This window comes from Pseudomonas sp. GNP013 (genome assembly GCF_054343995.1).
This window is the reverse complement of record NZ_JBTGUT010000001.1, coordinates 195036-216007: the sequence shown is the minus strand read 5'-3', so window position 1 is coordinate 216007 and position 20972 is coordinate 195036. Positions and strand designations below refer to the sequence as shown.

The following is a 20972-nucleotide window of genomic DNA, read 5'->3' as shown; positions in this document are numbered from 1 at the left end:
GGTGAGAACTGTCCGTTTTCTCTCAAATGCCTGGCTCTGTCTGGCACATTTGGCTAATCACGCTGTGCATGTAACTAATCGTTTCATGCTCGGTGTCGGCATTGAGATTGAGAACTTTAAGAAAAGTTGTACATTTTTTTATATTTGTACAACTCTGGAACGCTTAAAGAAAAGTGATGTCGCGTTGATATCAACGCTGTGTGATGATTTTGTGCAGGAGAATGGCGGCGAGCGTTGCGACTATTTGAGCGCATACGAAAACGCCCCTGGGATTTTGCAATCCGCAGGGGCGTTGGGATCAGCTGAGCGCTGGGTGCCAGCGCGGGCGTAGATCAGAACGGAATATCGTCATCAAAGCTGTCGAAATCCGGAGCCGGCTGTGGCGCGGCCTGTTGTGGCGCTGGACGCGACTCACGCTGTGGCTGCTGGCTTGGCTGTGGACGCGACTGCTGTGGACGCGGTGCCGAGTTGGACATGCCGCCCTGGCCCTGTTGGTCGCCCTGTGGACGGCCGCCCAGCAGTTGCATGGTGCCTTGCATGTCGACCACGATTTCAGTGGTGTAACGCTTGATACCGTCCTTTTCCCACTCGCGGGTCTGCAGTTTGCCTTCGATGTAGACCTGCGAACCTTTGCGCAGGTATTCACCGGCGATTTCGGCAACCTTGCCGAACATCGACACACGGTGCCATTCGGTTTTCTCGACCTTCTGGCCGGTCTGCTTGTCGGTCCACTGTTCGCTGGTCGCCAGACTCAGGTTGGTCACGGCGTTACCGTTAGGCAGGTAGCGAACTTCGGGATCCTGGCCGCATGTACCGACCAATATGACTTTGTTAACCCCACGGGCCATAACGTTCTCCTAGGCTGGGCGCGCTGTCGGCACTGGGTTGACCAGTTGCTCGAGCGTCGCGCGATCCAATAATTCGGTGTCCAATTTAATGTAAATGGCCGCCTCTTCAGCGACCACTACTGCATCCGTTACTCCAACGACGGCCTTCAGGCGCTCTGCCAGACCGGCTTCGCGCATCGCCTCGGGCGACAGCGGTAAACGCAGACTGGTGACGTAGGGAGGTTCGCGCATGGTAACAGCAAAGGCCAGCCAAAGTGCAGCCAGCCCGGCGCATCCGAGGAACACAACCGACAGACCGCCATGCTGGAACATCCAGCCGCCCATGATGCCGCCCAACGCGGAACCGAGGAACTGGCTGGTGGAATACACCCCCATCGCCGTGCCCTTGCCTCCGGCCGGTGAAACCTTACTGATCAGCGAAGGCAATGACGCCTCCAGCAGGTTGAACGCGGTGAAGAACACCACCGTGCCGCTCACCAGCGCCCGCAGGCTGTCGCCGAACTGCCAGAAGAATAGTTCAGTGAGCATCAATGTCGCGACGGCGCCGAGCAGAACTCGTTTCATTTTGCGTTTCTTCTCGCCATAGATGATGAACGGGATCATGGCGAAGAACGAAATCAACAACGCAGTGAGATAGACCCACCAGTGCTGCTCCTTGGGCAGACCGGCTTTTTCCACCAGCGCCAGGGGCAAGGCGACGAAGCTGCACATCAGCATGGCGTGCAACACGAAGATACCTAAATCCAGGCGCAGCAGGTCCGGATGCTTGAGCGTCGGCAGCAGCGCCTTGCGCGCCACACCGGACTCACGGTGCTGCAAGGTGCCGGTAGAGCGCGGCACCATGAACGCGACGATGACAATGCCGATCAGCGCCATGCCGCCGGTGGCCAGGAACAGCCCATGCAGGCCGAACGCACTGGTCAGCAGCGGGCCGACCACCATGGCCACGGCGAACGACAGCCCGATAGTCATCCCGATCATTGCCATGGCCTTGGTGCGATGTTGTTCGCGGGTCAGGTCCGAGAGCAGCGCCATGACCGCCGCGGAAATCGCGCCGGCGCCCTGCAGGATGCGTCCGGCGATCACGCCCCAGATCGAATCGGCCTGGGCCGCGAGCACGCTGCCGAGCGCGAAGACGATCAGGCCGAGGTAAATCACGGGGCGGCGGCCGATGCGGTCGGAAATGATCCCGAACGGAATCTGAAAAATGGCCTGGGTCAGACCGTAGGCGCCAATCGCCAGGCCGATGAGTGCGGGGGTCGCTCCTGCGAGATCCATTCCATAGGTCGCCAGCACCGGCAACACCATAAACATGCCAAGCATACGGAAGGCGAACACCAGGGCCAGACCGCTTGCCGCTCGGGTCTCGCCGCTACTCATGCGTTCGCTGTGGGGATCGTGCATGGAAAAACCTCGTGTGAACCGGCGGCGATTCTACCAGTCCCATCGATTGAGAGGGTATATGCGGCGCTTTGCCGCGCAGCTTTCATGCAAGGCTGCAAGCGGCCTTTTGACAGTGTATATTCATCCAGTCTTTAGCCGTATACTCCGGCATTATTTACGCCCGCCGTGCGAGGCCATCTTGGACAAGATCCTGATTCGTGGGGCTAGAACCCACAACCTGAAGAACATTGACCTGACCCTGCCCCGGGACAAACTGATCGTCATCACCGGCCTGTCCGGCTCGGGCAAATCGTCCCTGGCGTTCGACACGCTGTATGCCGAAGGCCAGCGTCGCTACGTGGAATCGCTGTCGGCCTATGCCCGCCAGTTCCTGTCGATGATGGAAAAACCCGACGTCGACACCATTGAAGGCTTGTCGCCGGCCATTTCCATCGAACAGAAATCGACCTCCCACAACCCGCGCTCCACCGTGGGCACCATCACCGAAATCTACGACTACCTGCGTCTGCTGTACGCGCGCGTGGGTATTCCCCGCTGCCCGGATCACGACATTCCGCTGGAAGCCCAGACCGTCAGCCAGATGGTCGACCTGGTGCTGGCCCTGCCGGAAGGCGCCAAGCTGATGCTGCTGGCGCCGGTGATTCGCGAGCGCAAGGGTGAACACCTTTCTGTTTTCGAAGAGCTGCGTGCCCAGGGTTTCGTGCGCGCGCGGATCAACGGCAAGCTCTATGAGCTGGACGAAGCGCCGAAGCTCGACAAGCAGAAGAAGCACTCCATCGATGTGGTGGTCGACCGCTTCAAGGTGCGCGCTGACCTGCAGCAGCGCCTGGCAGAGTCTTTTGAGACCGCACTGAAGCTGGCGGACGGTATCGCCCTGGTGGCGCCGATGGACGACGAGCCGGGCGAAGAGATCATCTTCTCCGCACGCTTCGCCTGCCCGGTCTGCGGGCATGCCATCAGCGAGCTGGAACCCAAGTTGTTTTCCTTCAACAACCCGGCCGGCGCCTGCCCGACCTGTGACGGCCTGGGGGTGAAGCAGTTCTTCGACATCAAGCGCCTGGTCAATGGGGAACTGACACTGGCCGAGGGGGCGATACGCGGCTGGGACCGGCGCAACGTCTATTACTTCCAGATGCTTGGCTCGTTGGCGTCTCACTACAAGTTCAGCCTGGAAGTGCCCTTCAACCAGCTGCCGGCAGAGCAGCAGAAGGTCATCCTCACCGGCAGCGGCTCGCAGAACGTCGATTTCAAATACCTCAACGACCGAGGCGATATCGTCAAGCGCTCACACCCGTTCGAGGGCATCGTACCGAACCTGGAACGTCGCTACCGTGAGACTGAATCGGCGAGCGTGCGTGAAGAGCTGGCGAAGTTCCTCAGCACCCAGCCGTGCCCGGACTGCCGTGGCACTCGCCTGCGCCGCGAAGCGCGGCACGTATGGGTGGGTGAAAAGACCTTGCCGGCGGTGACCGGTCTGCCGATCGGTGATGCCTGCGAATACTTTGGCGGACTCAAGCTGACCGGCCGCCGTGGGGAAATTGCCGACAAGATCCTCAAGGAAATCCGCGAGCGCCTGCAGTTTCTGGTCAACGTTGGGCTCGATTACCTGTCGCTGGATCGCAGCGCCGACACGCTGTCGGGCGGTGAGGCACAGCGGATCCGCTTGGCCAGTCAGATTGGCGCGGGTCTGGTCGGCGTGTTGTACATTCTTGATGAGCCATCCATTGGCTTGCACCAGCGCGACAACGACCGTCTGCTGGGAACGTTGAAACACCTGCGCGATATCGGCAATACCGTGATCGTGGTAGAGCACGATGAAGACGCGATTCGTCTGGCGGACTATGTGGTCGATATCGGCCCGGGGGCCGGCGTGCATGGCGGGCACATTGTCGCCGAAGGCACACCTGCCGAAGTCATGGCTCACCCGGACTCGCTGACCGGCAAGTACCTGTCTGGCCGCGTGAAGATCCAGGTACCGGCCAAGCGTACGCCGCGTAACAAGAAGATGGCGCTGCACCTCAAGGGGGCGCGTGGCAACAACTTGCGCAATGTCGACCTGGAAATCCCGCTGGGCCTGCTGACCTGCGTTACCGGCGTGTCCGGCTCGGGCAAGTCTACGCTGATCAATAACACGCTGTTTCCGCTAAGCGCGACGGCCCTCAATGGCGCGACCACGCTGGAAGCCGCAGCGCATGACAGCATCAAGGGCCTGGAGCATCTGGACAAGGTAGTCGATATCGACCAAAGCCCGATTGGCCGTACGCCGCGCTCCAATCCAGCCACCTATACCGGGTTGTTCACGCCGATTCGCGAATTGTTCGCCGGCGTGCCAGAATCCCGTTCGCGGGGCTATGGGCCTGGGCGTTTCTCGTTCAACGTCAAGGGCGGTCGCTGCGAGGCTTGCCAGGGCGATGGTCTGATCAAGGTGGAGATGCACTTCCTGCCGGACATCTACGTGCCGTGCGATGTGTGCAAGAGCAAGCGTTATAACCGCGAAACCCTTGAGGTGAAGTACAAGGGCAAGAACATCCATGAAACTCTGGAAATGACGATCGAGGAAGCGCGGGAGTTCTTCGACGCGGTTCCGGCGCTGGCGCGCAAGCTGCAGACGCTGATGGATGTGGGTTTGTCGTACATCAAGCTAGGCCAGTCGGCGACCACGCTGTCTGGTGGCGAGGCGCAGCGGGTGAAGCTGTCTCGCGAGCTGTCCAAGCGCGACACGGGTAAAACCTTGTATATCCTCGATGAGCCCACCACAGGCCTGCACTTTGCGGATATCCAGCAGTTGCTGGATGTGTTGCACCGCTTGCGCGATCACGGCAACACGGTGGTGGTGATTGAGCACAACCTCGATGTGATCAAGACCGCAGACTGGCTGGTGGACCTAGGGCCGGAAGGCGGCTCCAAGGGGGGTCAGATTATTGCGGTGGGTACGCCGGAGCAAGTCTCCGAGATGTCGCAATCACACACCGGTTACTACTTGAAACCGTTGTTGGCGCGCGACAGGGCCTGATGGATCGGCCAATAAAAAGCCCCTGTCACCTCATCGGTGTCAGGGGCTTTTTACCGTCTGAAGTCAGAACTGCGATTGCAGGTAATTTTCCAGACCAATCAGCTTGATCAGGCCCAGCTGCTTTTCGAGCCAGTAAGTGTGATCTTCTTCGGTGTCATTCAACTGCACCCGCAGGATTTCCCGGGTGACATAGTCGTTGTGCTGCTCGCACAGTTCGATGCCTTTGCAGAGCGCGGCACGCACCTTGTACTCAAGGCGCAAATCGGCGGCGAGCATGTCAGGCACCGTGGTACCCACGTCCAGGTCGTCAGGACGCATGCGTGGCGTGCCTTCGAGCATCAGAATGCGGCGCATCAAAGCGTCGGCGTGCTGTGCCTCTTCTTCCATTTCGTGATTGATACGCTCGTAGAGCTCGGTAAAGCCCCAGTCTTCGTACATGCGCGAGTGGATGAAGTATTGGTCACGAGCTGCCAGTTCGCCCGTCAGCAACGTGTTGAGGTAATCGATTACGTCGGGGTGACCTTGCATCGCCCTACATCTCCCTGCTTGAAAGTCTGTAGTTTGAACCATGCTGACGTTTTGGTCACGGGACCAACGGCAGAAAAGTGAAGATTTCCTGAGAAAAGTGGCTGAAATAACGCAAAAACCGCCCAAATGAGGGCGGTTCTGCTTATCGTTTAGAGTTAGTTAAGCGATACACCCAGTGCGGTTGCGATTGCTTCTCCATAAGCAGGATCTGCCTTGTAGAAGTGCTGCAACTGACGCTGAACCACATCACTGGATACACCCGCCATTGCACCGGCGATGTTGCTGGTAAGCAGCGCTCTCTGATCGTCGCTCATCAGGCGGAACAATGCACCGGCGTGGCTGTAGTAATCGGTGTCTTCGCGGTGATCGTGGCGATCAGCTGTACCGTTCAGTGCCAGAGCAGGCTCAGCGTACTGCGGCGCTTGTTTGGGAGCATCGGCGTAGCTGTTGGGCTCGTAGTTGGGTGCCGAGCCACCGTTGCTGCCAAACGCCATTGAGCCGTCGCGCTGATAGCTGTTCACCTGATTGCGTGGAGCATTCACCGGCAACTGCTGGTGATTGGTACCGACACGGTAGCGATGAGCATCGGCATAAGCGAAGACGCGACCTTGCAGCATGCGGTCTGGGGACAACCCCACACCTGGCACCATGTTGCTTGGGCCGAAGGCGGCCTGCTCTACTTCAGCGAAGTAGTTCTGCGGGTTGCGGTTGAGTTCCAGCTCGCCGACTTCGATCAGCGGGAATTCCTTTTGCGACCAAGTCTTGGTCACGTCGAAAGGGTTCTCGTAGTGAGCGTTGGCCTGGGCCTCAGTCATGATCTGAATGCAGACGCGCCATTTCGGGAAATCACCGCGTTCGATTGCGCCAAACAGGTCGCGCTGGGCGTAATCAGGGTCGGTGCCCGCCAGGCGAGCAGCTTCAGCCGGCGCCAGGTTTTTGATGCCCTGTTGGGTTTTGTAATGCCACTTGACCCAGTGACGCTCGCCCCGGGCGTTGATCAGGCTGTAAGTATGGCTGCCGAAGCCGTGCATGTGACGGTAGCCGTCCGGGATACCACGGTCGGAAAACAGGATGGTGACTTGGTGCAGCGCCTCGGGGGAGTGCGACCAGAAGTCCCACATCATCTGGGCGCTTTTCAAGTTGCTCTGCGGCAGACGTTTTTGAGTGTGGATAAAATCCGGGAATTTCAGCGGGTCACGGATGAAGAACACGGGCGTGTTATTGCCCACAATGTCCCAGTTGCCTTCTTCGGTGTAGAACTTCAAGGCAAAACCGCGCGGATCACGCTCGGTATCCGCAGAACCACGTTCACCCCCCACAGTAGAGAATCGCAGGAACGTAGGCGTTTGCTTGCCGACCGATTCGAACAGCTTGGCGCTGGTGTATTGAGTGATGTCCTGGGTAACGGTGAACGTGCCGTACGCGCCCGAACCCTTGGCGTGGACGCGACGTTCAGGGATGTTCTCGCGATTGAAGTGAGCGAGTTTTTCGATCAGGTGAAAATCGTCGAGCAGCAACGGACCACGTGGCCCCGCCGAGCGGGAATTCTGGTTATCCGCGACGGGCGCGCCGCTGGCGGTGGTAAGGATTTTGTTCTGGCTCATGCTCAATCTTCCTCAGGTCAGTCATGGAACTGCCGGCTAATCGGCTTGGAAGGAGTATCGACCATCAAGATGACACCATCAAATTCATTAAATCATGGTCTTTGATAGAAAATAACTAACGCGTCACAGCACAAATAGATATCGGCTTGTAAGCGCGGCAGTCTGATGAGGATAGTGGGTTTATTTACGCCCACAAAAAACCGGGCACTAGGCCCGGTTCTTCGATACAGCTTGTCGTCTTACTCGGCGCTTACAGCTTCGCCGGCAGTAGCACGATCAACCAACTCGACATACGCCATAGGCGCGTTGTCGCCAGCGCGGAAACCGCACTTGAGAATGCGCAGGTAGCCACCCTCACGGGTAGCATAACGCTTGCCCAGGTCGTTGAAGAGCTTACCAACGATAGCTTTCGAGCGAGTACGGTCGAAAGCCAGACGGCGGTTAGCCAGGCTGTCTGTCTTGGCCAAAGTGATCAGCGGCTCAGCAACGCGACGCAGTTCTTTAGCTTTCGGCAGTGTAGTTTTGATCAGCTCGTGCTCGAACAGCGACACCGCCATGTTTTGAAACATGGCCTTGCGGTGCGAGCTGGTACGGCTCAGGTGACGACCACTTTTACGATGACGCATGGTTCATTCCTTACCAAACTCACGTTCGGTGATTACGACGATCAGGCAGTCGCCTTGTCGTCCTTCTTAAGACTTGCAGGCGGCCAGTTGTCGAGGCGCATGCCGAGGGACAGACCGCGGGAGGCCAGAACGTCCTTGATTTCAGTCAAGGATTTCTTGCCCAGGTTCGGAGTCTTCAACAGTTCTACTTCGGTACGCTGAATCAGGTCGCCGATGTAGTAAATGTTTTCCGCCTTAAGGCAGTTAGCCGAACGTACAGTCAGTTCCAGATCGTCAACCGGGCGAAGCAGGATCGGATCGATCTCGTCTTCCTGCTCGATTACCACTGGTTCGCTGTCACCTTTGAGGTCGACGAACGCAGCCAACTGCTGTTGCAGAATGGTTGCAGCGCGGCGGATAGCCTCTTCAGGATCCAGAGTACCGTTGGTTTCCAGATCAATAACCAGCTTGTCCAGGTTAGTACGCTGCTCGACACGGGCGTTTTCCACCACGTATGCGATACGGCGAACCGGGCTGAACGAAGAGTCAAGCTGCAAGCGACCAATGCTGCGGCTTTCATCTTCATCGCTCTGACGCGAGTCGGCCGGTTCATAACCACGACCACGAGCTACAGTGAGCTTCATGTTCAGGGCGCCGTTAGACGCCAGGTTAGCGATTACGTGATCGGGGTTAACGATCTCGACATCATGATCCAGCTGAATATCGGCAGCGGTAACCACCCCCGAACCCTTCTTCGACAAGGTCAGCGTAACTTCGTCACGGCCGTGCAGCTTGATAGCCAGACCTTTAAGGTTCAACAGGATTTCAATTACGTCTTCCTGTACACCTTCGATGGCGCTGTACTCGTGGAGCACACCGTCAATCTCGGCCTCGACTACTGCACAGCCGGGCATTGAGGACAACAGGATGCGTCGCAGCGCGTTGCCCAGGGTGTGGCCAAAACCACGCTCGAGAGGCTCGAGAGTGATCTTGGCGCGGGTTGGACTGACAACCTGCACATCAATGTGGCGGGGTGTCAGGAACTCATTTACCGAAATCTGCATGGATGCACCTATTTTCTAGCCCTTACTTGGAGTAGAGCTCGACAATCAGGCTTTCGTTGATGTCGGCGGACAGATCACTGCGAGCAGGAACGTTCTTGAAAACGCCCGACTTCTTCTCAGTGTCTACTTCTACCCATTCTACGCGGCCACGTTGGGCACACAGATCGAGAGCTTGGACAATGCGAAGTTGGTTTTTTGCTTTCTCGCGAATCGCGACCACGTCACCAGCACGAACCTGGTAAGACGGTACGTTAACGGTTTGGCCGTTTACGCTGACGGATTTGTGCGATACCAACTGACGGGATTCGGCGCGAGTCGAACCAAAGCCCATACGGTATACAACGTTGTCCAGACGGCATTCGAGCAGTTGCAGCAGGTTTTCACCGGTTGCACCTTTCTTGCCAGCAGCTTCTTTGTAGTAGCCGCTGAACTGACGCTCGAGAACGCCGTAGATACGACGTACCTTCTGCTTTTCACGCAGTTGGGTGCCGTAGTCGGACTGGCGACCGCGGCGTTGGCCGTGGATACCAGGTGCTGCTTCAATGTTGCACTTCGATTCGATCGCGCGCACGCCGCTCTTCAGAAAGAGATCGGTGCCTTCACGACGAGCGAGTTTACATTTTGGACCAATGTAACGAGCCATTCTTTACAATCTCCTGGATTACACGCGGCGCTTCTTCGGCGGACGGCACCCGTTGTGCGGGATTGGCGTCACGTCGGTGATGCTGGCGATCTTATAGCCACAGCCGTTCAAAGCACGGACAGCAGACTCACGACCTGGACCTGGACCCTTGACGTTAACGTCGAGGTTTTTCAGGCCATATTCCAGCGCAGCTTGACCAGCACGTTCAGCAGCTACTTGAGCAGCAAACGGGGTGGACTTGCGGGAACCGCGGAAACCCGAACCACCGGAGGTAGCCCAAGAAAGCGCGTTACCTTGACGGTCGGTGATGGTCACGATTGTGTTGTTAAAAGATGCATGGATGTGGGCGATGCCATCAACCACTGTCTTTTTAACTTTTTTACGAGGACGAGCAGCAGGTTTTGCCATGATAATTTTCCTGTCGATTCGCGTGGGCGATTACTTGCGGATCGGCTTACGCGGACCTTTACGGGTACGCGCGTTAGTCTTGGTACGCTGACCGCGCACTGGAAGACCACGACGATGACGCAGACCACGGTAGCAACCGAGGTCCATCAAACGCTTGATTTTCATGTTGATTTCGCGACGCAGGTCACCTTCAGTGGTGAACTTCGCCACTTCGCCACGCAACAGCTCAATCTGCTCGTCGCTCAGATCCTTGATCTTTGCGGCTGGGTTTACCCCAGTGTCTGCGCAAATTTTCTGCGCAGTAGTGCGACCAACACCATAGATGTAGGTCAGCGAGATAACAGTGTGCTTGTTATCTGGAATGTTAACGCCTGCAATACGGGCCATTCAGTGGGACTCCAATTGACAGCTACCTACGCCCCGGAAGCCAAGAAATAGGGCGCGAGATAATATCGCTGTAATAACAAATAATCAACCCGGCAGCGCACTAGCTGCCGGGCTTCAAGCGGATCACACTCAGCCTTGGCGCTGTTTGTGACGCGGTTCCGCGCTGCAAATTACTCGAACAACACCTTCGCGGCGAATAATCTTGCAGTTACGGCACAGCTTTTTCACCGATGCACGAACTTTCATCACCAACTCCTCGAACCTTATGGGGTACTCAGCGCAACATGCCGCTGCCGTAGCCCTTCAGGTTGGCTTTCTTCATCAGGGATTCGTACTGGTGCGAAACGAGGTGCGATTGTACTTGGGACATGAAGTCCATCACAACCACGACCACGATTAGCAACGAGGTCCCGCCAAGGTAGAACGGAACGTTTGCTGCAACCACCAGAAACTGGGGCAACAGGCACACGGCCGTCATATATAGAGCACCGAACAGGGTCAAGCGAGTCAAAACGCCATCAATGTAGCGTGCAGACTGCTCACCTGGACGGATGCCCGGAATAAAGGCACCGGACTTCTTCAGGTTTTCCGCTACGTCTTTCGGATTGAACATCAACGCCGTATAGAAGAAGCAGAAGAAAATAATCCCTGCACTAAACAGCAGAATATTCAACGGCTGACCAGGAGCGATCGACTGAGAGAGGTCCTGCAGCCAGCCCATATTTTCGGACTGACCAAACCAGGTACCCAACGAAGCCGGAAACAGCAAAATGCTGCTCGCGAAAATTGCCGGGATAACACCGGCCATATTCACTTTCAGCGGCAAGTGGCTTGTCTGCGCAGCAAAGACCTTGCGACCCTGCTGACGCTTGGCGTAGTGAACAGCAATACGACGCTGGCCACGCTCAATGAACACCACAAAACCGATAATCGCTACTGCCAGCAAACCGATGGCAACCAAGGCAAAGATATTGATATCACCCTGACGTGCAGACTCGAAAGACTGCCCGATTGCTCTCGGAAGACCGGCGACGATACCTGCGAAAATCAACATCGAGATACCGTTACCAACACCACGCTCAGTAATCTGCTCACCCAGCCACATCATGAACATCGCACCAGCCACAAAAGTGGATACCGCGACGAAATGGAAGCCAAAGTCACCAGTGAACGCAACGCCCTGCCCTGCCAGGCCAACGGACATGCCGATAGCTTGAACAAGGGCGAGGACGACAGTGCCGTAGCGGGTGTACTGGCTAATCTTGCGACGACCAGCTTCACCTTCCTTCTTCAACTGCTCCAGTTGCGGGCTGACGGCGGTCATCAGTTGCATGATGATCGATGCCGAAATGTACGGCATGATCCCCAGTGCAAAGATGCTCATCCGTTCCAGCGCGCCGCCGGAAAACATGTTGAACAAGCTAAGAATGGTCCCCTCATTCTGTCGAAACAGGTCTGCGAGTCGGTCCGGGTTGATACCTGGAACCGGGATGTGTGCGCCTATTCGGTAGACGATAATCGCCAGGAACAGAAAACGCAGACGAGCCCAAAGTTCAGACATACCGCCTTTGCCGAGCGCTGAGAGAGCACCTTGCTTAGCCATTTATTCCTCGAACTTGCCGCCAGCTGCTTCGATAGCCGAACGCGCACCTTTGGTGGCGCCGATTCCCTTGCCGATAGTGACAGCGCGAGTCACTTCACCGGACAGCATGATTTTCACACGCTGTACGTTGACGTTGATCACGTTGGCATCTTTCAGGGTCTGCACAGTAACGATGTCGCCTTCCACTTTAGCCAGCTCGGACAGACGCACTTCTGCGCGGTCCATGGCTTTCAGGGAAACGAAACCGAACTTGGGCAGGCGACGATGCAGCGGCTGTTGACCGCCTTCAAAGCCTGGAGCGATGGTGCCACCGGAGCGGGAGGTTTGACCCTTGTGGCCACGGCCACCAGTCTTACCCAAACCGCTACCGATACCACGGCCCGGACGATGCTTTTCGCGACGGGAACCCGGCGCTGGACTCAGATCATTGAGTTTCATCGATTAACCCTCTACACGCAGCATGTAGTAAGCCTTGTTGATCATCCCGCGATTCTCGGGAGTATCCTGGACTTCTACAGTGTGACCGATGCGACGCAGACCCAAACCCTTAACGCACAGTTTGTGGTTAGGAATGCGGCCGGTCATGCTTTTGATCAGCGTTACTTTAACGGTAGCCATGATCAGAAGATCTCCTTGACGGTCAAGCCACGCTTGGCGGCAATGGACTCAGGAGATTGCATGGCTTTCAGACCCTTGAAAGTGGCGTGAACCACGTTTACCGGGTTAGTCGAGCCGTAGCACTTGGCCAGAACGTTCTGAACGCCAGCAACTTCGAGGACAGCACGCATAGCGCCGCCAGCGATGATACCGGTACCTTCAGAAGCAGGCTGCATGTACACCTTCGAAGCGCCATGGGCGGACTTCATTGCGTATTGCAGCGTGGTGCCGTTCAGATCAACTTGGATCATGTTGCGACGAGCAGCTTCCATTGCCTTCTGGATCGCAGCAGGCACTTCACGTGACTTGCCACGGCCGAAGCCAACACGCCCTTTACCATCACCCACCACGGTCAACGCGGTGAAAGTGAAGATACGGCCGCCTTTAACGGTTTTGGCTACGCGGTTAACTTGAACCAGCTTCTCAATGTAGCCTTCGTCGCGCTTTTGGTCGTTATTTGACATAACTTAGAACTCCAGCCCAGCTTCACGAGCAGCATCAGCCAGCGCTTTAACGCGGCCGTGGTACTTGAAGCCAGAGCGGTCGAAAGCCACTTGCGAGACGCCAGCGGCCTTAGCACGCGTAGCGACCAGCTGGCCAACCTTTGTGGCCGCGTCGATGTTGCCGGTGGCACCATCACGCAGTTCTTTATCCAAAGTCGAGGCGCTTGCCAGGACCTGGTTGCCGTCGGCCGAGATGACCTGGGCGTAGATGTGCTGCGACGAGCGATACACGCAGAGACGCACGACTTCGAGTTCGTGCATTTTCAGGCGTGCTTTGCGAGCGCGACGCAGTCGAGTAACTTTTTTGTCGGTCATTTGCTATGCCCTACTTCTTCTTGGCTTCTTTACGACGGACGACTTCGTCCGCGTAGCGCACACCTTTGCCTTTGTACGGCTCTGGTGGACGGAAGTCGCGGATCTCAGCGGCCACCTGACCTACCAGCTGCTTATCGATGCCCTTGATCAGGATATCGGTTTGGCTAGGGGTCTCAGCGGTGATGCCTTCCGGCAGTTCGTAATCCACTGGGTGCGAGAAGCCAAGGGCCAGGTTCAAAACCGTGCCTTTTGCTTGCGCTTTGTAACCAACACCGACCAGCTGGAGCTTGCGCTCGAAGCCTTGGCTTACGCCTTGGACCATGTTATTTACCAACGCACGCGTGGTACCGGCCATTGCGCGAGTTTGTTGATCGCCATTGCGAGCAGCGAAACGCAACTCACCAGCTTCTTCAACGATCTCAACGGACGAATGGATGTTCAGTTCAAGAGTGCCCTTGGCACCCTTCACCGAAAGCTGTTGGCCTGCGAATTTGACTTCGACACCGGCTGGCAGCTTAACGGGGTTCTTAGCGACGCGAGACATGCTTATCCCCCCTTAGAACACAGTGCAAAGAACTTCGCCGCCGACACCGGCAGCGCGCGCAGCACGATCCGTCATCACACCTTTGTTGGTGGAGACGATAGACACGCCCAGACCGCCACGAACTTTCGGCAGATCTTCAGCGGACTTGTACTGACGCAGGCCTGGACGGCTAACGCGCTTCACTTCCTCGATGACCGAACGGCCTTCGAAGTACTTCAGCTCGATGGACAGCAGTGGCTTGATTTCGCTGCTGATCTGATAACCCGCAATGTAGCCTTCGTCTTTCAGGACTTTGGCAACAGCTACCTTCAACTTGGAAGATGGCATGCTTACGACGGACTTTTCAGCCATCTGGGCATTACGGATACGAGTTAGCATGTCCGCTAACGGGTCCTGCATACTCATGGGCTAGACGCTCCTAATACAAAAAAATTAGCCTTGCGGCTACATATGTCGCCGAGAATCTCCGGCCATAAAAAACACGGGCTCAGGCGAGCCGCGTATTTTAGACACACTCCGGAAATGAAACAAGCCCCAAAAGGGGCTTGTTCCAGATTCAAGGCCACCGGCGGTCAGTATCTTGCGATAAAGGACGCCGGGACGCTGAACGTACTTACCAGCTGGCTTTAACCAGACCTGGTACGTCACCACGCATTGCCGCTTCACGCAGTTTGTTACGGCCGAGGCCGAACTTGCGGTAAACGCCGTGCGGACGACCAGTCAGGCGGCAGCGGTTACGCATGCGCGAAGCGCTTGCGTCACGTGGCTGCTTCTGCAGAGCTACTGTCGCCTCCCAACGTGCTTCTGGACTTGCGTTCAGATCCACGATGATTGCTTTCAGTGCTGCACGCTTCTTGGCGTACTTGGCAACCGTGAGCTGACGTTTCAGCTCGCGGTTTTTCATGCTCATCTTGGCCATGGTCCTACTCCAATCAGTTGCGGAACGGGAATTTGAAAGCACGCAGCAGGGCGCGACCTTCATCATCGTTCTTGGCAGTGGTGGTCAGGGTGATGTCCAGACCGCGGAGAGCATCGATCTTGTCGTAGTCGATTTCCGGGAAGATGATCTGCTCTTTCACGCCCATGCTGTAGTTACCACGACCATCGAAGGACTTGGCATTCAGGCCGCGGAAGTCGCGAACCCGAGGCAGGGAGATCGACAGCAGACGATCCAGGAATTCATACATACGCTCACGGCGCAGAGTCACTTTGACGCCGATCGGCCAACCTTCACGGACTTTAAAGCCAGCGATGGATTTCCGAGCGTAAGTCACAACGACTTTCTGACCGGTGATCTTTTCCAGGTCAGCAACAGCGTGCTCGATGACTTTTTTGTCACCGACCGCTTCGCCCAGACCCATGTTCAGGGTGATTTTGGTAACGCGTGGAACTTCCATCACGTTCGAAAGCTTAAGTTCTTCCTTAAGTTTCGGTGCGATTTCTTTCCAGTAAATCTCTTTTAGTCGTGCCATGGTCTTCTACCTAGCAGTGTTCAAGCATCAACCGCTTTTTGGGTCGACTTGAAGACACGAATTTTCTTGCCGTCTTCTACTTTGAAACCAACGCGGTCAGCCTTGTTGGTTTCGCCGTTGAAAATGGCGACGTTAGAAGCGTCCAGTGGAGCTTCTTTTTCGACGATACCGCCTTGCACGCCCGACATCGGGTTTGGCTTGGTATGACGCTTGACCAGGTTCAGACCGCCGATAACCAGACGGTTATTAGCGAGAACCTTGAGCACCTTACCGCGCTTACCTTTGTCTTTGCCGGCGATCACGATGATCTCGTCGTCACGACGAATCTTTTGCATGTCGGATCTCCTTACAGCACTTCTGGGGCGAGCGAGACGATCTTCATGAACTTCTCAGTACGAAGTTCACGGGTCACTGGCCCAAAGATACGGGTGCCGATCGGCTCTTGCTTGTTGTTCAAAAGAACAGCAGCGTTGCCATCAAAGCGGATAATGGAGCCATCAGCACGACGTACGCCGTGACGAGTGCGGACTACAACAGCAGTCATCACTTGGCCTTTTTTCACTTTACCGCGAGGAATTGCTTCCTTGACGGTAACCTTGATGATGTCACCGATACCAGCGTAACGACGATGGGAGCCACCCAGCACCTTGATGCACATAACACGGCGAGCGCCGCTGTTATCGGCCACATCGAGCATGGATTGAGTCTGAATCATATAATTTCTCCGACCCCTAGTCCTTAGACTTCCACAGCGCGTTCGAGAACATCAACCAGTGCCCAAGACTTGGTCTTGGCCAGCGGACGAGTTTCACGAATAGTGACTTTGTCGCCGATGTGGCACTGATTGGTTTCGTCGTGCGCGTGCAGCTTAGTCGAACGCTTAACATATTTACCGTAGATCGGGTGCTTAACGCGACGCTCGATCAAAACGGTGATGGTTTTGTCCATCTTGTCGCTGACAACACGGCCAGTCAGCGTACGGACAGTCTTTTCGGCTTCAGCCATGATCACTTACCTGCCTGCTGGTTGAGCACAGTCTTCACGCGAGCGATGTCACGCTTAACTTGCGAGAGCAGATGAGACTGCCCCAACTGGCCAGTTGCTTTCTGCATACGCAGATTGAACTGGTCGCGCAGCAGGCCGAGCAGTTGCTCGTTCAGCTGCTGTGCGGATTTTTCACGAAGTTCATTCGCTTTCATCACATCACCGTCCGTTTAACAAAGGCGGTGGCGAGCGGCAGCTTTGCAGCAGCCAGGGCAAAAGCCTCACGCGCCAGCTCTTCAGTTACACCCTCGATTTCATACAGGACTTTGCCTGGCTGAATCTGGGCTACCCAGTATTCCACGTTACCCTTACCTTTACCCATCCGAACCTCGAGAGGCTTTTTGGAGATCGGCTTGTCCGGGAATACACGGATCCAGATCTTGCCGCCACGTTTAACGTGACGGGTCAGAGCACGACGCGCTGACTCGATCTGACGAGCGGTGAGACGACCACGAGCTACAGACTTCAGCGCGAACTCGCCGAAGCTGACTTTGCTACCGCGCTGAGCCAGACCACGGTTGTGGCCTGTCATCTGCTTGCGGAACTTCGTACGCTTTGGTTGCAACATTTGGCGTACCCCTTACTTAGCAGCTTTTTTACGAGGCGCTGGTGCTTGTGGTTTCAGTTCTTCTTGGCGACCACCAATTACTTCGCCTTTGAAGATCCAAACCTTTACACCGATCACACCGTAAGTGGTGTGAGCTTCGTAGTTGGCATAGTCGATGTCGGCACGCAGGGTGTGCAGTGGCACACGACCTTCGCGATACCATTCAGTACGTGCGATTTCAGCACCGCCGAGACGACCGCTCACTTGGATTTTGATGCCTTTGGCACCAATGCGCATGGCGTTCTGTACAGCGCGCTTCATAGCGCGACGGAACATTACACGACGCTCCAGCTGCTGAGCTACGCTCTGCGCAACCAGCATACCGTCGAGCTCCGGCTTGCGGATCTCTTCGATATTGATGTGCACAGGCACACCCATTTGCTTGGTCAGGTCCTGACGCAGTTTCTCAACATCTTCACCTTTCTTCCCGATAACGATACCTGGACGAGCGGTGTGGATGGTGATACGTGCGGTTTGCGCCGGACGATGGATATCGATACGGCTTACGGACGCGCTTTTTAGTTTGTCTTGGAGATACTCACGCACCTTCAGATCAGCGAACAAATAGTCCGCATAAGTCCGGCCGTCTGCATACCAGACGGAGGTGTGTTCCTTGACGATTCCCAGGCGAATGCCAATGGGATGTACTTTCTGACCCATCTCTTCGACTCCGTTACTTGTCAGCAACCTTGACAGTGATATGGCAAGACCGCTTGACGATGCGATCAGCACGGCCTTTGGCACGTGGCATGATTCGCTTCAGCGAACGCCCTTCGTTGACGAAAACGGTGCTGACCTTCAGGTCATCAACGTCTGCGCCTTCGTTATGCTCGGCGTTGGCTACGGCCGACTCCAGCACTTTCTTCATGATCTCGGCGGCTTTCTTACTGCTGAAAGCCAACAGGTTGAGCGCTTCGCCCACCTTCTTCCCGCGGATCTGGTCGGCGACCAAGCGGGCTTTCTGGGCGGAGATTCGAGCGCCCGACAACTTAGCGGCTACTTCCATTTCCTAACCCCTTAACGCTTGGCTTTCTTGTCTGCCACGTGCCCACGATAAGTGCGGGTACCGGCAAACTCGCCTAGTTTGTGGCCGACCATGTCTTCGTTCACGAGAACTGGGACGTGCAAGCGACCGTTGTGTACAGCGATGGTCAGACCGACCATTTGTGGCAGGATCATCGAACGACGCGACCAGGTTTTCACCGGCTTGCGATCATTCTTTTCCGCCGCCACTTCGATCTTCTTCAGTAGGTGAAGATCAATAAAAGGACCTTTTTTCAGAGAACGTGGCACTGTCGTATCCCTCTATTTACTTGCGACGACGGACGATCATTTTGTCGGTACGCTTATTACCACGAGTCTTCGCGCCCTTAGTCGGGAAGCCCCATGGCGATACCGGATGACGACCACCAGAGGTACGACCTTCACCACCACCGTGTGGGTGGTCAACCGGGTTCATGGCAACACCACGAACGGTTGGGCGAACGCCACGCCAGCGTTTGGCACCGGCTTTACCCAACGAACGCAGGCTGTGCTCGGAGTTCGAGACTTCGCCCAGGGTCGCACGGCATTCAGCCAATACTTTACGCATCTCACCAGAACGCAGACGCAGGGTCACGTAGACACCTTCACGAGCGATCAGCTGAGCCGAAGCACCAGCGGAACGAGCGATTTGCGCGCCTTTACCTGGCTTCAATTCGATGCCGTGTACGGTGCTACCAACTGGAATGTTACGCAGTTGCAGAGCGTTGCCCGGCTTGATCGGTGCCAGGGCACCTGCGATCAGCTGGTCGCCAGCACTCACGCCTTTAGGCGCGATGATGTAGCGACGCTCGCCATCTGCGTACAACAGCAGAGCGATGTGAGCAGTACGGTTTGGATCGTATTCAATGCGCTCGACAGTGGCAGAGATGCCATCTTTGTCGTTGCGACGGAAATCGACCATACGATAATGCTGCTTATGGCCACCACCGATGTGACGAGTGGTAATGCGACCATTGTTGTTACGACCACCAGTCTTCGATTTCTTCTCGAGCAGCGGTGCGTGAGGAGCGCCTTTATGCAGCTCCTGGTTGACCACCTTGACCACGAAACGGCGGCCAGGGGAAGTCGGTTTGCATTTAACGATTGCCATGATGCACCCCTTCCTTACTCAGCACTGCTGCTGAAATCGAGATCTTGGCCTGGCTGAAGGGAGATAACTGCCTTCTTCCAGTCATTACGCTTGCCCAGACCGCGAGCAGTGCGCTTGCTCTTACCCAGAACATTCAGGGTAGTAACACGCTCTACTTTCACGCTGAACAGGCTTTCGACGGCCTTCTTGATTTCCAGCTTGGTTGCGTCAGTTGCAACCTTGAAAACGAACTGGCCTTTCTTGTCAGCCAGAACCGTAGCCTTTTCGGAAACGTGCGGGCCAAGCAGAACTTTAAATACGCGTTCCTGGTTCATCCCAGCAGCTCCTCGAATTTCTTCACGGCCGACACGGTGATCAACACCTTGTCGTATGCGATCAGACTAACTGGATCGGAACCTTGCACGTCACGTACATCAACGTGTGGCAGGTTGCGAGCAGCCAGGTACAGGTTCTGATCAACAGCTTCAGACACGATCAAAACGTCGGTCAGGCTCATGTTGTTCAGTTTGCCCAGCAGATCTTTGGTTTTTGGACTTTCAACAACGAAGTCCTGAACCACGACCAGACGATCAGTACGCACGAGTTCAGCAAGGATGGAGCGCAGAGCTGCGCGGTACATCTTCTTGTTGAGCTTCTGAGAGTGATCCTGCGGACGTGCTGCGAAAGTGGTACCACCGCCACGCCAGATTGGGCTACGGATAGTACCGGCACGAGCACGGCCAGTGCCTTTCTGACGCCAAGGGCGCTTACCGCCACCACGTACGTCGGAACGGGTCTTTTGCTGCTTGCTACCTTGACGGCCGCCGGCCATGTAGGCCACGACTGCTTGGTGAACCAGCGTCTCGTTGAATTCGCCGCCAAATGTCAGTTCGGAAACTTCGATCGCTTGAGCGTCATTTACATTTAATTGCATGTCAGCTTCCCCTTAACCGCGAGCCTTGGCCGCTGGACGTACAACCAGGTTGCCGCCAGTAGCGCCAGGAACAGCACCCTTGACCAACAACAGATTGCGTTCAGCGTCGACGCGCACTACTTCGAGGGACTGCACGGTCACGCGCTCAGCGCCCATATGACCGGACATTTTTTTGCCCTTGAATACACGACCAGGAGTCTGGCACTGGCCAATAGAGCCCGGGACGCGGTGGGAAACGGAGTTACCGTGAGTGTTGTCTTGACCACGGAAATTCCAACGCTTGATCGTACCCTGGAAGCCTTTACCCTTGGACTGACCGGTTACATCAACCAGTTGACCAGCGGCGAAGATTTCAGCGTTGATCAGATCGCCAGCCTGGTAGTCGCCGTCTTCAAGACGGAACTCCATGACAGTACGACCAGCTGCAACGTTTGCTTTAGCGAAGTGACCTGCTTGAGCAGCAGTCACACGCGAAGCGCGACGCTCGCCGACAGTGACTTGCACTGCACGATAGCCATCGGTTTCTTCAGTTTTGAACTGGGTGACGCGATTCGGCTCGATCTCAATGACCGTGACCGGAATGGAGACACCTTCTTCGGTGAAAATACGGGTCATACCGCATTTACGACCGACTACACCAATAGTCATGTTGTAAACCTCATGAGTGTACGGGGCT

General features: G+C 56.0%; 33 protein-coding genes. 2 read left to right on the top strand and 31 right to left on the bottom strand.

Annotation, left to right across the window (positions count from 1 at the left end):
• Window position 1: 1 nt before the first annotated feature.
• Window positions 2-331 carry a hypothetical protein gene (locus tag ACXX81_RS01035; protein WP_458571076.1) on the top strand — a complete coding sequence of 110 codons (330 nt, stop codon included), beginning with the start codon at window positions 2-4 and terminating at the stop codon, window positions 329-331.
• A gap of 1 nt (window position 332) precedes the next feature.
• Here ACXX81_RS01035 and ACXX81_RS01030 read toward each other — a convergent pair whose 3' ends face one another.
• Both ACXX81_RS01030 and ACXX81_RS01025 read right to left on the bottom strand, forming a co-directional pair.
• Complete coding sequence (locus ACXX81_RS01030; protein ID WP_003232445.1) at window positions 333-848, bottom strand: single-stranded DNA-binding protein; 516 nt, start codon at window positions 846-848, stop codon at window positions 333-335.
• A gap of 9 nt (window positions 849-857) precedes the next feature.
• Window positions 858-2252 (bottom strand): MFS transporter, encoded by a 1395-nt coding sequence (locus ACXX81_RS01025; protein ID WP_209985398.1) that lies wholly within the window; start codon window positions 2250-2252, stop codon window positions 858-860.
• Between the two features lie 178 nt (window positions 2253-2430).
• On the opposite strand from ACXX81_RS01025, the gene uvrA reads away from it, so the two are divergent.
• Window positions 2431-5265, top strand: coding sequence for an excinuclease ABC subunit UvrA (gene uvrA, locus ACXX81_RS01020; protein ID WP_209985401.1), 2835 nt, complete (start codon window positions 2431-2433; stop codon window positions 5263-5265).
• Between the two features lie 63 nt (window positions 5266-5328).
• On the opposite strand, the gene bfr is transcribed toward uvrA, so the two are convergent.
• From bfr to rplC, 29 genes are all read right to left on the bottom strand, one after another.
• Window positions 5329-5793, bottom strand: a complete 465-nt coding sequence (gene bfr, locus ACXX81_RS01015) for a bacterioferritin (protein WP_003176400.1) — start codon at window positions 5791-5793, stop codon at window positions 5329-5331.
• 155 nt (window positions 5794-5948) lie between these two features.
• A complete protein-coding gene (locus ACXX81_RS01010) occupies window positions 5949-7397 on the bottom strand; it encodes a catalase (protein ID WP_209985404.1) in 1449 nt (482 codons plus the stop codon).
• Between the two features lie 239 nt (window positions 7398-7636).
• Entirely contained in the window at window positions 7637-8023 is a 387-nt protein-coding gene (gene rplQ, locus ACXX81_RS01005; RefSeq protein ID WP_003176402.1) for a 50S ribosomal protein L17, read from the bottom strand.
• Window positions 8024-8064: 41 nt separating this feature from the next.
• The gene (locus ACXX81_RS01000; protein ID WP_003176403.1) at window positions 8065-9066 is read right to left on the bottom strand and encodes a DNA-directed RNA polymerase subunit alpha; all 1002 of its coding nucleotides are present in this window, start codon (window positions 9064-9066) and stop codon (window positions 8065-8067) included.
• Between the two features lie 22 nt (window positions 9067-9088).
• Complete coding sequence (rpsD, locus tag ACXX81_RS00995; protein WP_003210056.1) at window positions 9089-9709, bottom strand: 30S ribosomal protein S4; 621 nt, start codon at window positions 9707-9709, stop codon at window positions 9089-9091.
• An 18-nt stretch (window positions 9710-9727) separates the two neighbouring features.
• Complete coding sequence (gene rpsK, locus ACXX81_RS00990; RefSeq protein ID WP_002555466.1) at window positions 9728-10117, bottom strand: 30S ribosomal protein S11; 390 nt, start codon at window positions 10115-10117, stop codon at window positions 9728-9730.
• Between the two features lie 30 nt (window positions 10118-10147).
• Window positions 10148-10504 carry a 30S ribosomal protein S13 gene (rpsM, locus tag ACXX81_RS00985; protein ID WP_003210063.1) on the bottom strand — a complete coding sequence of 119 codons (357 nt, stop codon included), beginning with the start codon at window positions 10502-10504 and terminating at the stop codon, window positions 10148-10150.
• Window positions 10505-10633: 129 nt separating this feature from the next.
• A complete protein-coding gene (gene rpmJ / locus ACXX81_RS00980; protein ID WP_002555468.1) occupies window positions 10634-10750 on the bottom strand; it encodes a 50S ribosomal protein L36 in 117 nt (38 codons plus the stop codon).
• A gap of 28 nt (window positions 10751-10778) precedes the next feature.
• Window positions 10779-12107, bottom strand: a complete 1329-nt coding sequence (gene secY / locus ACXX81_RS00975; RefSeq protein ID WP_003194637.1) for a preprotein translocase subunit SecY — start codon at window positions 12105-12107, stop codon at window positions 10779-10781.
• A complete protein-coding gene (rplO, locus tag ACXX81_RS00970) occupies window positions 12108-12545 on the bottom strand; it encodes a 50S ribosomal protein L15 (RefSeq protein ID WP_003176407.1) in 438 nt (145 codons plus the stop codon).
• A gap of 3 nt (window positions 12546-12548) precedes the next feature.
• Window positions 12549-12725: a 50S ribosomal protein L30 gene (gene rpmD / locus ACXX81_RS00965; RefSeq protein WP_003176408.1), complete on the bottom strand. Its 177-nt coding sequence runs from the start codon at window positions 12723-12725 to the stop codon at window positions 12549-12551.
• A 2-nt stretch (window positions 12726-12727) separates the two neighbouring features.
• Window positions 12728-13228, bottom strand: coding sequence for a 30S ribosomal protein S5 (gene rpsE, locus ACXX81_RS00960; RefSeq protein WP_003176409.1), 501 nt, complete (start codon window positions 13226-13228; stop codon window positions 12728-12730).
• Between the two features lie 3 nt (window positions 13229-13231).
• Window positions 13232-13582, bottom strand: a complete 351-nt coding sequence (gene rplR, locus ACXX81_RS00955; protein WP_003176410.1) for a 50S ribosomal protein L18 — start codon at window positions 13580-13582, stop codon at window positions 13232-13234.
• Window positions 13583-13592: 10 nt separating this feature from the next.
• Complete coding sequence (gene rplF, locus ACXX81_RS00950) at window positions 13593-14126, bottom strand: 50S ribosomal protein L6 (protein ID WP_003176412.1); 534 nt, start codon at window positions 14124-14126, stop codon at window positions 13593-13595.
• A gap of 12 nt (window positions 14127-14138) precedes the next feature.
• Window positions 14139-14531: a 30S ribosomal protein S8 gene (rpsH, locus tag ACXX81_RS00945; RefSeq protein ID WP_003176413.1), complete on the bottom strand. Its 393-nt coding sequence runs from the start codon at window positions 14529-14531 to the stop codon at window positions 14139-14141.
• 208 nt (window positions 14532-14739) lie between these two features.
• A complete protein-coding gene (rpsN, locus tag ACXX81_RS00940; protein WP_003176414.1) occupies window positions 14740-15045 on the bottom strand; it encodes a 30S ribosomal protein S14 in 306 nt (101 codons plus the stop codon).
• Window positions 15046-15058: 13 nt separating this feature from the next.
• Complete coding sequence (gene rplE, locus ACXX81_RS00935; protein WP_003176415.1) at window positions 15059-15598, bottom strand: 50S ribosomal protein L5; 540 nt, start codon at window positions 15596-15598, stop codon at window positions 15059-15061.
• A 20-nt stretch (window positions 15599-15618) separates the two neighbouring features.
• Entirely contained in the window at window positions 15619-15933 is a 315-nt protein-coding gene (gene rplX / locus ACXX81_RS00930; protein WP_003176416.1) for a 50S ribosomal protein L24, read from the bottom strand.
• An 11-nt stretch (window positions 15934-15944) separates the two neighbouring features.
• Complete coding sequence (gene rplN / locus ACXX81_RS00925) at window positions 15945-16313, bottom strand: 50S ribosomal protein L14 (RefSeq protein ID WP_002555479.1); 369 nt, start codon at window positions 16311-16313, stop codon at window positions 15945-15947.
• A 23-nt stretch (window positions 16314-16336) separates the two neighbouring features.
• Window positions 16337-16603, bottom strand: a complete 267-nt coding sequence (rpsQ, locus tag ACXX81_RS00920; RefSeq protein WP_003176419.1) for a 30S ribosomal protein S17 — start codon at window positions 16601-16603, stop codon at window positions 16337-16339.
• Window positions 16604-16605: 2 nt separating this feature from the next.
• The gene (rpmC, locus tag ACXX81_RS00915; RefSeq protein ID WP_002555481.1) at window positions 16606-16797 is read right to left on the bottom strand and encodes a 50S ribosomal protein L29; all 192 of its coding nucleotides are present in this window, start codon (window positions 16795-16797) and stop codon (window positions 16606-16608) included.
• Window positions 16797-17210, bottom strand: a complete 414-nt coding sequence (gene rplP / locus ACXX81_RS00910) for a 50S ribosomal protein L16 (RefSeq protein ID WP_003232424.1) — start codon at window positions 17208-17210, stop codon at window positions 16797-16799. Before rplP ends, rpmC begins: the two co-directional genes overlap by 1 nt.
• 12 nt (window positions 17211-17222) lie before the next feature.
• Window positions 17223-17909, bottom strand: a complete 687-nt coding sequence (rpsC, locus tag ACXX81_RS00905) for a 30S ribosomal protein S3 (RefSeq protein ID WP_003176422.1) — start codon at window positions 17907-17909, stop codon at window positions 17223-17225.
• A gap of 13 nt (window positions 17910-17922) precedes the next feature.
• On the bottom strand, window positions 17923-18255 hold the full coding sequence (rplV, locus tag ACXX81_RS00900; protein WP_003103908.1) for a 50S ribosomal protein L22: 333 nt from the start codon (window positions 18253-18255) through the stop codon (window positions 17923-17925).
• A gap of 11 nt (window positions 18256-18266) precedes the next feature.
• Window positions 18267-18542, bottom strand: coding sequence for a 30S ribosomal protein S19 (gene rpsS / locus ACXX81_RS00895; RefSeq protein ID WP_003232420.1), 276 nt, complete (start codon window positions 18540-18542; stop codon window positions 18267-18269).
• A 16-nt stretch (window positions 18543-18558) separates the two neighbouring features.
• A complete protein-coding gene (gene rplB / locus ACXX81_RS00890; protein WP_057010373.1) occupies window positions 18559-19383 on the bottom strand; it encodes a 50S ribosomal protein L2 in 825 nt (274 codons plus the stop codon).
• 14 nt (window positions 19384-19397) lie between these two features.
• Complete coding sequence (gene rplW, locus ACXX81_RS00885; protein WP_002555488.1) at window positions 19398-19697, bottom strand: 50S ribosomal protein L23; 300 nt, start codon at window positions 19695-19697, stop codon at window positions 19398-19400.
• Window positions 19694-20296: a 50S ribosomal protein L4 gene (gene rplD / locus ACXX81_RS00880; protein WP_209985407.1), complete on the bottom strand. Its 603-nt coding sequence runs from the start codon at window positions 20294-20296 to the stop codon at window positions 19694-19696. The genes rplW and rplD overlap by 4 nt, the downstream gene beginning before the upstream one ends.
• A 12-nt stretch (window positions 20297-20308) precedes the next feature.
• On the bottom strand, window positions 20309-20944 hold the full coding sequence (rplC, locus tag ACXX81_RS00875) for a 50S ribosomal protein L3 (RefSeq protein ID WP_003194649.1): 636 nt from the start codon (window positions 20942-20944) through the stop codon (window positions 20309-20311).
• Window positions 20945-20972: the final 28 nt, after the last annotated feature.